The 12,404-nt window shown below is 68.0% G+C and carries 10 protein-coding genes; 8 read left to right on the plus strand and 2 right to left on the minus strand.

Annotated features, from left to right (window positions below):
* Positions 1 to 32: 32 nt before the first annotated feature.
* Positions 33 to 1,514, plus strand: a complete 1,482-nt coding sequence (locus GD628_RS13040; protein WP_152275012.1) for an aldehyde dehydrogenase family protein — start codon at positions 33 to 35, stop codon at positions 1,512 to 1,514.
* Here the strand turns inward: GD628_RS13040 and GD628_RS13045 are convergent.
* Both GD628_RS13045 and GD628_RS13050 read right to left on the minus strand, forming a co-directional pair.
* On the minus strand, positions 1,477 to 3,486 hold the full coding sequence (locus GD628_RS13045) for an FAD/NAD(P)-binding protein (protein ID WP_152275013.1): 2,010 nt from the start codon (positions 3,484 to 3,486) through the stop codon (positions 1,477 to 1,479). The two genes, GD628_RS13040 and GD628_RS13045, sit on opposite strands and share 38 nt — an antisense overlap.
* 58 nt (positions 3,487 to 3,544) lie before the next feature.
* The gene (locus tag GD628_RS13050; RefSeq protein WP_152275014.1) at positions 3,545 to 3,730 is read right to left on the minus strand and encodes a hypothetical protein; all 186 of its coding nucleotides are present in this window, start codon (positions 3,728 to 3,730) and stop codon (positions 3,545 to 3,547) included.
* A gap of 333 nt (positions 3,731 to 4,063) precedes the next feature.
* On the opposite strand from GD628_RS13050, the gene GD628_RS16545 reads away from it, so the two are divergent.
* The 7 genes from GD628_RS16545 to GD628_RS13085 all read left to right on the plus strand — a co-directional run bounded on the left by GD628_RS16545 (position 4,064) and on the right by GD628_RS13085 (position 12,404).
* Positions 4,064 to 4,153, plus strand: a complete 90-nt coding sequence (locus tag GD628_RS16545) for a potassium-transporting ATPase subunit F (protein ID WP_176697658.1) — start codon at positions 4,064 to 4,066, stop codon at positions 4,151 to 4,153.
* Positions 4,153 to 5,814, plus strand: a complete 1,662-nt coding sequence (gene kdpA / locus GD628_RS13060; protein WP_152275016.1) for a potassium-transporting ATPase subunit KdpA — start codon at positions 4,153 to 4,155, stop codon at positions 5,812 to 5,814. Before GD628_RS16545 ends, kdpA begins: the two co-directional genes overlap by 1 nt.
* A gap of 1 nt (position 5,815) precedes the next feature.
* Entirely contained in the window at positions 5,816 to 7,975 is a 2,160-nt protein-coding gene (kdpB, locus tag GD628_RS13065) for a potassium-transporting ATPase subunit KdpB (RefSeq protein WP_152275017.1), read from the plus strand.
* A 16-nt stretch (positions 7,976 to 7,991) separates the two neighbouring features.
* A complete protein-coding gene (locus GD628_RS13070) occupies positions 7,992 to 8,600 on the plus strand; it encodes a potassium-transporting ATPase subunit C (RefSeq protein ID WP_152275018.1) in 609 nt (202 codons plus the stop codon).
* A 3-nt stretch (positions 8,601 to 8,603) separates the two neighbouring features.
* Positions 8,604 to 11,105 carry a DUF4118 domain-containing protein gene (locus tag GD628_RS13075; protein ID WP_152275019.1) on the plus strand — a complete coding sequence of 834 codons (2,502 nt, stop codon included), beginning with the start codon at positions 8,604 to 8,606 and terminating at the stop codon, positions 11,103 to 11,105.
* Positions 11,102 to 11,776, plus strand: a complete 675-nt coding sequence (locus GD628_RS13080) for a response regulator (protein WP_091608181.1) — start codon at positions 11,102 to 11,104, stop codon at positions 11,774 to 11,776. Before GD628_RS13075 ends, GD628_RS13080 begins: the two co-directional genes overlap by 4 nt.
* A 136-nt stretch (positions 11,777 to 11,912) precedes the next feature.
* Positions 11,913 to 12,404 carry a MarR family winged helix-turn-helix transcriptional regulator gene (locus GD628_RS13085; RefSeq protein WP_193313278.1) on the plus strand — a complete coding sequence of 164 codons (492 nt, stop codon included), beginning with the start codon at positions 11,913 to 11,915 and terminating at the stop codon, positions 12,402 to 12,404.

Here is a 12,404-nt window from a genome sequence, read left to right on the forward strand (position 1 = left end):
TCAGAAACGTACCCTTACAAAGGAGAGCGCCCATGACCGCCGCTAACCCCGCAGCATCCGGCTGGATCCCGGCCAAGCAGTTCATCGCCGGAGAATGGCGCCAGGGCCGCTCCGAGAAGACCCTGCCGGACACCAACCCGTTCACCGGCGAGGATCTCCTCGGCCTGCAGCTGGCCTCCATCGAAGACCTTAACGACGCCTATGACAGCGCACGGGATGCCCAAACCGAGTGGGCCGCCGCTCCCCCGGCCGAACGCCGCCGCGTCCTGGAACGCGCTGCCGAGATCCTGGATGAACGGCGGGACGAAATCGCCGCGTGGCTCGCAGCCGAATCCGGCAGCACCGTGGTGAAGGCCAACATCGAGATCGATTCCGCGATCGGCATTACCCGCGAAGCAGCGTCCTACCCGCACCGGGTCCACGGGCAGATCCTCGACTCGGACATTCCAGGCAAAGAGGACCGCGTCTACCGGGACCCGCTCGGCGTCGTCGGTGTCATTAGCCCGTGGAACTTCCCGCTGCATCTCTCCCAGCGCTCAGTGGCACCTGCCCTGGCACTGGGCAACGCCGTCGTGCTGAAGCCGGCCAGCGATACCCCGGTGACCGGAGGCCTGCTTATCGGCAAGGTCTTCGAGGACGCCGGGCTGCCGGCCGGCCTGCTGAGCGTCGTGGCCGGCGCCGGGTCGGAAATCGGTGACGCGTTCGTGGAGCACCCCGTCCCGTCCCTCATTTCCTTCACGGGCTCGACGGCGGTGGGCAAGAACGTTGGTGCCCTTGCCGCCAGCGGCGAGCACCTGAAACACACGGCCCTGGAACTCGGCGGCAACGGTCCGTTTGTGGTCCTGGCGGATGCGGACGTGGACCAGGCCGTCCGGGCCGCGGTGATGGGCAAGTTCCTGCACCAGGGCCAGATCTGCATGGCCATCAACCGGATCATCGTCGAGGACGCCGTCCATGACGAGTTCGTGCAGAAGTTCACCCAGCACGTCCGGTCCCTGCCTGCCGGTGACCCTACCGATCCGAAGACCGTGATTGGCCCGATCATCAACGCCAAGCAGCTCGAAGGCCTGGAAGGGAAAATCAGCACCGCCAAGGACGAGGGCGCGAAAGCAGTTCTGGAGGGCAGCACCGACGGACAGGTGCTCAGCCCGTGGGTCTTCACCGGCGTCACCCCGGAGATGGAGCTGGCCCGCGAGGAGATCTTCGGCCCGCTTGCCGGCATCCAGCGCGCCCGCGACGCAGAGCATGCCCTGGAACTGGCCAACGCCACTCCCCAGGGACTCTCCGGAGCGGTCTTCACCGAATCAGCCGAGGCCGGCCTGAAGTTCGCCCGGCGGCTGCAGGTGGGCATGGCCCACGTGAATGACATGCCGGTTCACGACGAGCCGCACGTGGCGTTCGGCGGGGTGAAGAACTCCGGCCTGGGCCGGTTCAACGGCAGCTGGGCCATTGATGAGTTCACCAAGGACCAGACGCTTACGCTCCAGCACGAACCGCGGCAATACCCGTTCTAGCCCTTTCCCCGCTGTCCTGCTCCCGGGGGACGCTGTTTCCCCGGGAGAGGATGGCGGCGGCTATGTCGTCGGCGTCGCGCAGGGTCCGGGACCCGGCCGACGCTGGCGCACCGGCTTCGGCGGCGATGGCAGTTCCCCACTGAACCGAGGACAGCTGCAGGCCAAGAATGTAGAGGTTCTCCTGAGGCTGGCCCTTCACATCCAGCGGGCGGTACGGCGGCAGGGAAACGTCCAGCCCGGGAGTCAGCACCGGGGTGCCGTTGGGGGCCATCATGACCTTGGGCCGTGCTTCACCGCGGTGCAGCAGGTCTCCAAGCAGCGGCGAGAGCGTGGCATTAACGCGGTTCGGCGGCATCATTGCTTCCACCAGCGTGGACGCCGCGTATTCCCCTGTCACCCAGGGTGAGGACGCGGTGAAGACGGCACGTGCCTCATCGACGTCGAAACGCGGATCAGGCCCCACGAAATGGACCAGCCCGGCACGGACCAGGGCGGCGAGCTGTTCGATCCGCTCCGGCGGCGGCCCGGAGGCCAGGCCTTCCACCAGGGGTTCAAACCAGCCCCGCAGCTCCGTGAGCCAGGACTCTTCCGCCAGCCCGCCGTCGGCCACTACTGCCTTCAGGACGGAACGGCCCGCGTTCAGCGCACCGATCGCCATCTTCAGCGGATCGTCCTCGCCCTTCGCCGAGCCGGCGGCGTCGTCCTCCAGGTACCGCAGGATTTCGGCATCCAGGTCCTCGGGACCGGCGAACGGCCGGCGCCCCAGCGGTTGTGCCAGCGCTTCCATGCTGGTCCGCCGGGCCGGCGGGACACAGCGCGCCAGCACGTCTTCCTTGGCCGCGTCCCACTCCGGGCCGGGAAGGCTGAGCGCGGTTTCCAGCTCCGCCAGGAAGTCACCGGCCGGGACATTCAGGCACTGTGGGTTGGTGCGGGCCAGGGTTGAGTAATACGCCCACACCGAATCGCGGTGGAGCAGCGGCCAGAGGTCGTGGTCGAAACCGGGCTGGATGCCTTCCGCGGCGAACCTACCGGCAGTTTCCTCGGTAAACCAGCGAAGCGTCACGCTGCGCGGCACATAGCTCTCAAGCTTTGCCTTGGCACGGTACGGGGTTCCCCGGCGCGAGGCAGCAACCAGCACCGGTTCACGCCCGGAGGGTTCGTAGCGCAGGGCATGCCCGGCCGGTTCCCCGGTCGGCACGAAGACGCCGCCGCGGCCCAGGGTCACGTGCGCCATGATGTCGAAAAAGTTCAGGCCCAGCCCGCGCACCAGCACCGGTTCCCCGGAGGGAAGCACTGAAAAGTCCGCGTCGGACGGCACGGCAGGCGGCAGGTACTGCAGCCCCAGCCGGGACGCGGCGTCGCTCAGCCGGTTCTGTTCCGGTGTGAGCGCGGCCGGCAGGTGGCCCACGGCCAGCACGACGGCGTCCGCGGCCAGCGGGTCCTCGCCCGCCAGTTCAACGGTGAATCCTGTGCCTTGGCGGTGCAGTGCCAGCGCTTCGGCACGGTAATGCACGACGGCGGCGCCGGCCTGGGCTGCGGCGTCCACCAGGTGCGCGTAGGTCCACTCCAGATACCGGCCGTACAGGGCGCGGCTGGGGAACTCGGCAGGACCGAGCCGTGCGATTTCTTCCCGGTCTCCGGCACTTAGCGACGGTGCCGGCTCCCGGGCCATGCGGCGCACCCAATCGCCCAGCGAAAGACCCGTGGCCGAGGGAGCGAACTCCGTGGCCGTCCTGCCGGCCGGTACCACGGTGGGAAAAAGGCAGGGGGTGTTCATCAGGAACTGGCGGGACTGGCTGGTGCGCCAAACGTGCCCGGGGCCCGGATTGAACGGATCAACCATGCAGACCTGCAGCGCAGGCCGGTCTTCAGCGGGCATTTTCAGGTAGCGGGCAAGCAGCCGGTCAAGGACCGAGACGCCGCGGGGGCCGGCACCGATGACGGCAACGCGGAGATTTTGGCCTTTGTCCATTCTTCTAGGGTATCCGCCGCTCCTGCCCCGGTTGATCCCCCCATGCAGAGGGCGGATGTCAGGTGAAGGACAGATAAAAGAAGATGGCGGCTACGAAGACTCCCAGGATCCAGAACCAGCGGTTCACCCGCTTGCGCCGCGCCACATCCTCCACCGGAATGCGGGACCCGCGGAATATCAGCACAATCAGGATGACTGACGCGATGATGCCGGCCAGCGACAGCACCGGAGCGAGGATCGACACGGGCAGGGTTCCTCTCACAGGGGTCTGCGTTCCCAGCACCCTACGCGCAGGGCCGCCGCGGCGGAACGGCCCGGCCCCGGATCCAAGCCGCGAAGGGCAAACCGCAGGGATTTTGTTATGGTCCGCCCGCCCTGCGTTAGGAATGCGTGAGGATTCGCCCAGGGGTCCGGATAGGGGGTTCTACTGAGTTCGGCGCTCCACAGCGCCCTCCTGCCGAAGCGGTGGGAGCAGAACGATTTTGTGGGGGCACCCCTTGCTGGATGTACTGATAACCGCAGGAACGGCGGCGTTCTTCGCCGGACTCACCCTGCTGGCCCGGGCGGTGGAGAAGCTGTGACCTTCTTCGACTACGCCGCGCTGATCCTGGCCGCCGGCTCGGCGGTCTACGTACTGGCTGCGCTTCTGCGGCCGGAGAAATTCTAATGGCGGGCTGGCTGGCGCTCGGCCAGTTCCTCGCCGTCGCGCTGGTTCTAGCCCTGGTCCACCGGCCGCTGGGCGACTATCTGGCACACACCTACACCTCGGGCAAGGACCTCGCGCCCGAGCGGGGCGTGTACCGGATGCTGGGTGTGGCGCCGCGCTCGGGACAGACCTGGCAGTCCTACCTGCGGTCTGTCCTGGTGTTCTCCGCACTCGGAGTCCTGGCGCTCTATCTGCTGCAGCGTATGCAGCCGCTGCTGCCGGCGTCGCTGGGACTGCCCGCCGTTCCCGAAGGCCTAGCCTTCAACACGGCGGTGTCCTTCGTGACCAACACGAATTGGCAGTCCTACTCTCCGGAAGCAACCATGGGCTACGCCGTCCAAGCCGCGGGGCTGGCGGTACAGAACTTCCTTTCCGCCGCCGTCGGGCTCTGTGTGGCCCTTGCCCTGGTGCGCGGATTCGCGGGCCGCGGGGCACAGACCATCGGCAATTTCTGGGTGGACCTCACCCGCTCCGTGACCCGTGTCCTGCTGCCCGGAGCCGCGCTGGGAGCACTGGTCCTGCTGCTGGGCGGGGTCATCCAGAACCTCAACGGTTTTACGGAGGTTGCCACCCTGGCCGGCGGCACCCAGTCCATACCGGGCGGTCCGGTAGCCACACAGGAAGCCATCAAGCTGCTGGGCACCAACGGCGGCGGTTTCTTCAACGCGAACTCTGCCCACCCCTTCGAGAATCCGAACGCGTTCACCAGCCTGGTCTCCGTGCTGCTGATGCTCATCATTCCGTTCTCACTGCCCCGCACGTTCGGCACCATGATTGGGGACCGGCGCCAGGGGTACGCCATCCTCGCTGCCATGGCAGGCATCTTCGTCCTGTCCCTGGCCACGATGACGGCGTTTGAATTCGCCGCCGCGGATGGTCCCGCCGGTTCCATGGAAGGCAAGGAAACCCGTTTCGGGATTGCCGGCTCCACGCTGTTCGGCAGCACCAGCACCCTGACTTCCACGGGTGCCGTGAACTCCATGCATGACAGTTTTGGGGCGCTGGGCGGCATGATGGCCATGCTGAACATGATGCTGGGCGAGATCGCCCCCGGCGGTGTGGGTTCCGGGCTATACGGCATGCTCGTCCTGGCCGTGGTGGCGGCCTTCGTGTCCGGGCTGCTGGTGGGACGCACCCCCGAATACGTAGGCAAGAAGATCGGCCCGCGGGAGATCAAACTGGCCTGCCTCTATGTGCTGACCATGCCCGCCCTGGTCCTTGCGGGCACCTCGCTCAGCTTCGCCCTGCCGGGTATCCGCACGGAAATCGAAGAGACCTCCATGCTCAACGACGGCCAGCACGGCTTCAGCGAGGTTCTCTACGCGTTTACGTCCGCCGCCAACAACAACGGTTCGGCCTTCGCCGGCCTGACCGCCAACACTCCGTGGCTGAACACGGCCCTCGGCCTGGCCATGCTGCTGGGCCGCTTCCTCCCCATCATCTTCGTCCTCGCGCTCGCCGGAACCCTGGCGGCCCAGGACAAGGTGCCGGTAACCGCCGGGACCCTGCCTACCCACCGGCCGCAGTCGGTGCTGGTGCTCAGCGGTGTCACCGTCCTCGTCACCGCCCTCACGTTCTTTCCCGTACTCGCGCTGGGTCCCCTGGCAGAAGGACTGATCTGACATGTCCACCCTTACCAAGCAGCAATCTCCGCGGCCCGGCAACGCCCAGGCACCCGTGCCCGCTCCGCCGTCGTCGTTGGGCCTGAAACAGGCAGCCGCCGCCTTCCCGGTGGCCGTGCGCAAACTGGATCCCCGCAGGATGTGGCGCACGCCGGTCATGTTCGTCGTGGAAGCCGGAGCCGTCCTGATCACCGCAATCGCCGTGGCGGAATCCTTCTCCGGCTCCTCTCCTTCGTCCGGCGGCTCGCCCGTGCCAGCCGGATTCACCTGGCTCATAGCCCTCTGGCTCTGGCTCACGGTGCTCTTCGCGAACCTGGCCGAAGCCGTGGCCGAGGGACGCGGCAAGGCGCAGGCCGCTTCGCTGCGCGCCACCCGCACCACCACGGCCGCCCGCCGCGTCCGCGGCTATGATCCGGATTCCGATCCCGGCGCGTTGCAGGCCGCGGTGGAAGACGTGGCGTCGGCAGACTTGCTGCTGGGCGACGTAGTAGTCGTGAGAGCAGGGGAGGTGATTCCCGGCGACGGCGACATCGTGGAAGGTATCGCTTCCGTGGACGAGTCGGCCATTACCGGCGAATCCGCCCCCGTGGTGCGAGAATCCGGCGGCGACCGGTCCGCGGTCACCGGCGGAACCCGCGTCCTGTCGGACCGGATCGTCGTCCGGATCACCAGCCGCCCGGGCGAAACGTTCGTGGACCGGATGATCTCGCTGGTGGAAGGAGCAGCGCGCCGCAAGACCCCCAACGAGGTGGCACTGGACATCCTGCTCTCCACCCTCACCCTCGTGTTCCTGCTGGTGGTGCTGACCCTGAACCCGATGGCCGAGTATGCCGGTGCCGCCATCAGCGTCCCCGTGCTCACGGCCCTGCTGGTCTGCCTGATCCCCACCACCATCGGCGCCCTGCTCTCAGCCATCGGCATCGCGGGAATGGACCGGCTGGTGCAGCACAACGTGCTGGCGATGTCCGGCCGGGCCGTGGAAGCGGCCGGGGACGTGACCACCCTGCTGCTGGATAAGACCGGCACCATCACCTATGGCAACCGGCAGGCCGCGGAGTTCTATCCGGTGGCCGGTGCTCCGCTGGAGGAACTCATCCGCGCCGCTGCGCTGTCCTCGGCGCTGGACCCCACTCCGGAGGGCAGGTCCATCGTTGAACTGGCAGCATCCCGGGGCGTGGCCGCTGTTCCTGCTTCGGGCGCGGCCGGGATTCCGTTTACGGCCCAGACCCGGATGAGCGGACTGGATTTCCAGGATGGTTCCAGCGTGCGCAAGGGCGCGGGTTCCGCGGTGATGGACTGGGCGGCAGAAGGCGAGGGAATCGCCGTCGACGTCCTCTCCGACCTCACCTACCGGGTGGACACTGTCTCCGCTGCCGGCGGTACCCCGCTGGTGGTTGCCGAACGGGACGCGACAGGCACTTCCCGCATCCTCGGCGTCGTCTACTTGAAGGATGTGGTGAAACAGGGCCTGAAGGAGCGCTTCGCCGAACTGCGCCGGATGGGCATCCGGACGGTGATGGTTACCGGTGACAACCCCCGCACCGCCAAGGCCATTGCCGCCGAAGCCGGGGTGGACGACTACCTGGCCGAAGCGACTCCGGAGGACAAGATCGCCCTGATCCGCCGGGAGCAGGAAGGCGGGCGGCTCGTCGCGATGACCGGCGACGGCACGAACGATGCGCCTGCCCTCGCCCAGGCGGACGTGGGGGTCGCCATGAACACGGGAACCTCCGCTGCCAAGGAAGCCGGCAACATGGTGGACCTGGATTCGGACCCCACGAAGCTGATCGACATTGTCCGGATCGGCAAACAGCTGCTCATCACCCGCGGTGCGCTGACCACGTTCTCCATCGCCAACGACGTCGCCAAGTACTTTGCGATCATCCCGGCCATGTTCATGGGGCTTTTCCCCGGGCTGGCGGTCCTGAACATCATGGGGCTGCACTCGCCCGCCTCGGCGATCCTCTCCGCAGTGATCTTCAACGCCGTCGTCATCCTGGCCCTGATTCCGCTGGCGCTGCGCGGCGTGAAGTACCGCGCGGCGGGCGCCGCCGGTGTCCTCAGCCGGAACCTGCTTGTTTTTGGTGTTGGCGGAGTGGTGGCCCCGTTCCTCGGCATCAAACTGATTGACCTTGCCGTTTCCCTGCTTCCCGGTTTCTAGCACCCAAGGATTTCCCATGACCACGTTCCGTTCCACCGCCCGGCAGATCGCCGTCGCCGCCAAGGCCCTGGCGCTGTTCACCCTGCTGCTGGGCATCGCCTATCCGCTGCTTGCCACCGCCGCTGCCCAGACGGCCGCCGGCCACCTGGCCAACGGCTCACCCGTCTCCGCAGCGGGGAGCGCCGGCGGGAATGCCGCCGGCTCAGTCCTGCTCGGCCAGTCCTTCACGGACAGTTCCGGTGCTGCCCTGCCGCAGTGGTTCCAGTCCCGCCCCGGAACGTACGACGGCGCTGCCTCCGGCGGCAGCAACCTTGGCCCGTCCAGCACCGAACTGGCGGCGGCTCTCGAGGACCGCCGGCAGGCTGTGGCCGCGCTCGAATCGGTCCCGCCTGAAGACGTCCCGGCCGACGCGCTCACCGCCTCGGCATCCGGACTGGATCCGCACATCAGCCCGGAATACGCGTACCTCCAGGCGGCGCGGGTGGCACGGGTCCGGGAGCTGCCCGAACCCGCCGTCCGGGCCCTCGTGGATGCGGCGGTGCAGGGCCGGATTGCAGGCTTCCTCGGCGAACCGACCGTAAACGTGTTGGAACTGAACATGGCCCTTCAGGAGCTGGACACTTAAGGAATGACACGAGGAGAACTCCGGGTGTTCCTGGGCGCTGCCCCGGGCGTCGGGAAAACCTACACCATGGCCGAGGAAGGCCACCGCCTGCGCAGCGAGGGCCGGGACGTGGTGGTGGCCGTGGTGGAAACCCACGGCCGGGCCGCGACGGCCGCGGCAGTGCAGGGCCTGGAACACGTGCCCCGGCGCCGGCTGGATCACCGCGGCCTGGTCCTGGAGGAACTGGACCTCCCCGCGGTCCTCGCCCGGCACCCGGAGTATGCGCTGGTGGACGAACTGGCGCACACCAACGCCCCGGGCCTGGAGCACGCCAAACGGTGGCAGGACGTCCAGGCACTGCTCGACGCCGGAATCAATGTGCTCTCCACCGTGAACATCCAGCACATCGAGTCCCTCAACGACGTGGTGGAAGGCATCACCGGCACCATCCAGCGCGAAACCGTACCGGACGGCGTGCTCCGTTCAGCGGACCAGATTGAACTGGTGGACATCGCCCCGGAACTGCTGCGCGGCCGTCTGGCCGAGGGGATCATTTACCCGGCCGCCCGGGTGGATGCGGCGCTGTCCAACTACTTCCGCGTCGGCAACCTGACCGCCCTGCGCGAGCTGGCACTGCTCTGGCTCGCGGATGAGGTGGACAGCGCCCTGAACCGGTACCGGACGCAGAAGGGAATCCGCAGCAAGTGGGAGGCCCGCGAGCGCGTAGTGGTGGCGCTCACCGGAGGCCCTGAGGGGCAGACCCTGCTGCGCCGCGGCGCCCGCATCGCTGCACGTTCAGCGGGCGGCGAACTGCTGGCCGTGCACGTCACCAACCCGGACGGGCTGCGTGGAAGCCATCCTGGCGAGCTGGCCGTACAACGGGCCCTGGTGGAGAAACTCGGCGGTACCTTCCACCAGGTGGTGGGAGCGGATGTTCCCGGTTCCCTGGTGGATTTTGCCCGCTCCGCGAACGCCACTCAGCTGGTTATTGGAGTCAGCCGCCGGGCCAGGCTGAAGGCCCTGTTCGGCGGACCCGGCATTGGCGCCACCGTGATTCGGCTGTCCGGGGACATCGACGTGCACATCGTGAACCACGGCGCCGCCGGAGGCAACCGCGGGCTGCCCCGGCTGGGCGGGGCGCTGAGTGCCCGACGGCGGCTGGCCGGGTTCGCCCTCGCCCTCGCCGGGGGCCCGCTGCTCACCTGGCTCCTGGTGGGGGTGAGCACTCCTGAATCCGTCACCAGCGATGTACTTTCCTACCAGCTGCTGGTGATCCTGGTGGCGCTGGCCGGCGGGATCTGGCCTGCGCTCTTCGCGGCCCTGCTCTCCGGAGTGACGCTGGACTACTTCTTCATCCAGCCGCTGCACACCGTGACGGTCTCCGAACCGCTGCACCTGTTCGCCCTGGTGCTCTACTCCGCCAACGCCATGCTGGTCAGTTTTGTGGTGGACCGCGCGGCCCGGCGCTCGCGTGCCGCCCGCCGGGCCGCGTCGGAATCGGACCTGCTTGCCTCCGTGGCCGGCAACGTGCTGCGCGGCGAAGATGCGGTGGAAGCCCTGGTGGGCCGGGTCCGCGAAGCATTCAACCTGGACGCTGCCCGGCTGCGGACCGGGGACACGGACCTGGCTGTCTCCGGGACTCCGCGCGGCAGCGCCGCGCACCGGGTTGAGGTGGACGAAGCGGTCCTCGAGCTCTTCGGCAGCGTTCCCGGGCCGGCGGATCTGCGTCTGCTGGAAGTGATCACCGCACAGCTGGGTGCGGCGCTGGATTACCGGGAACTGTCAGAGCGGGCCGAGGGCATGGGACCGCTCGCCGCCGCGGACCGGGTCCGAACCGCCCTCCTCGCCGCCGTCGGGCATGACTTGCGCCGTCCGCTGACTGCGGCAACCGCAGCCGTGACCAGCCTGCGGGCCGAGGACGTGAACTGGAGCGAGGCGGACCGCCAGGAGCTCCTCGCCACCGCGGAGGAATCCCTGGCCACCCTCTCCGAACTGGTGACCAGCCTCCTGGACGTGAGCAGGCTCCAGGCCGGGGTCCTGGCCGTCTCCCTGGCCCCGCTGGAGACTGCCGACGCGGTTCTTCCCGCACTGGAGGAACTGCGGCTGGGCCCGGGACAGGTGCAGCTGGACCTGCCGCCCGGGCTCCCCCCGGTGCTGGGCGATGCGGTGCTGCTGCAGCGGGTGCTGGTGAACGTGCTGGCGAACGCCGTGCGGTTCTCCCCTCCGCAGGAAAAGGTGCTGCTGGCGGCGAGCGAGTTCGGCGGCAAAGTGGAAGTGCGCGTCATAGACTGCGGGCCAGGGATTTCCCCGGAGCGGGGGGATGAAATGTTCGTTCCCTTCCAGCGGCTTGGGGACACCGATAACCAGACCGGGCTGGGCCTGGGGCTGGCAGTGGCAAAAGGATTCATGGAAGGCATGGGCGGGACCCTGGAAATGGAAACGACCCCCGGCGGCGGACTCACCATGGTGCTGGGCCTGCCCGCGGTCCCCGCGGCCGCGCCGGCAGAAAGCGCGGAGCTGCGGTGAGGATCCTGCTGGCGGACGACGACGTCCAGATCCTCCGTGCCCTCAAGATCACCCTGTCCGCGTACGGATACGAGGTGGTCTCGGCGTCCGACGGCGCAGCGGCGGTGCGCCGGGCGGTGGACTGCCATCCGGACCTGATGGTCCTGGACCTCGGGATGCCCGGGCTCAGCGGCATGGAAGTCATTGAAGCCGTGCGCGGCTGGAGCACCATGCCCATCCTGGTGATCTCCGGCCGGTCCGACTCCGCGGAGAAGGTGCGGGCACTGGATCTGGGGGCGGACGACTACGTCACCAAACCCTTCTCTGCCGAGGAACTCCTGGCCCGGATCCGTGCCCTGAAGCGCCGCACCGGCGCTGCCCAGGACAGCCCTGCGGTGACGTTCGGCGACGTCACCGTGGACCTCGCTGCGCGCCGGGTGTCCCGGCTCAGCGACGGCACCGCCATCCGACTCACCCCCACTGAATGGCATCTGCTGGCGGCATTGCTGCGCAGTCCCGGCCATCTGCTCACCCAGGCCCAGCTCCTCAACGATGTTTGGGGACCGGGCACCAGCGATTCGGGCTACCTGCGCCTGTACATGGCCCAGCTGAGGCGGAAGCTTGAACCGGATCCCTCGCATCCGGTCCACTTCCTGACCGAGCACGGCATGGGGTACCGGTTCCAGCCCTAGATGCCGAGGACTCTCCGGCGCGGGGACAAACGGCACCGTGCCGCCTGCGCCCGCCCAAACACGGGTAAGCCGACACACAGATCATTTGTCCCGTAGAACATCTACTCCTCCGCATTGCAGGGCTAGGATGTTCTGCATGACAATCGGCGGCACCTCCAGCCCGGACGTCCGGCCAGGAAGCCTGGGCTGGGACCTCGGCATGGTCGCGGGCGGCTATCAGTCCAGAATGGAAGCTGCCCTGGGCGGTTTCGCCGGCGGGCTGCGCGGCTTCCTGGTCCTGTCCACGGTCGCCTACTGTGATCCGCCCAATCAACAGGCACTCGGCGCCCACCTGGGCATCGACAGGACGGTCCTGACCTACCTGATCGATGCGCTGGCAGAGGCTGGAGAAGTTGAACGGATTCCGGATCCGGCTGACCGGCGGGCCCGCAAAGTGGTGGCCACCCCGGCAGGGCTCGCCAGACTGGCAGCCTGTGAAGAACGCATTGCTGCAGAGGAAGCGGCGCTGCTCTCCGGGCTCGAAGCCGAAGACGCAGACCTGTTCCGCGCCCTGCTCCACCGTCTCGCGGGGCAGGCCCACCAACCGGCGTCGGGCCTGAATCCCTGCGCGGCCATGGACCACGCCTAA

This window comes from Arthrobacter koreensis (assembly GCF_009193255.1).
Classification (GTDB): Bacteria; Actinomycetota; Actinomycetes; order Actinomycetales; family Micrococcaceae; genus Arthrobacter_B; species Arthrobacter_B koreensis.

Bases quoted from the DNA above. Each gene is read 5' to 3' on its own strand.
- GD628_RS13040 (WP_152275012.1), top strand. From the start codon at position 33: ATGACCGCCGCTAACCCCGCAGCATCCGGCTGGATCCCGGCCAAGCAG.
- GD628_RS13045 (WP_152275013.1), bottom strand. From the start codon at position 3,486: ATGGACAAAGGCCAAAATCTCCGCGTTGCCGTCATCGGTGCCGGCCCC.
- kdpA (WP_152275016.1), top strand. From the start codon at position 4,153: ATGGCGGGCTGGCTGGCGCTCGGCCAGTTCCTCGCCGTCGCGCTGGTT.
- kdpB (WP_152275017.1), top strand. From the start codon at position 5,816: ATGTCCACCCTTACCAAGCAGCAATCTCCGCGGCCCGGCAACGCCCAG.
- GD628_RS13070 (WP_152275018.1), top strand. From the start codon at position 7,992: ATGACCACGTTCCGTTCCACCGCCCGGCAGATCGCCGTCGCCGCCAAG.
- GD628_RS13075 (WP_152275019.1), top strand. From the start codon at position 8,604: ATGACACGAGGAGAACTCCGGGTGTTCCTGGGCGCTGCCCCGGGCGTC.
- GD628_RS13085 (WP_193313278.1), top strand. From the start codon at position 11,913: ATGACAATCGGCGGCACCTCCAGCCCGGACGTCCGGCCAGGAAGCCTG.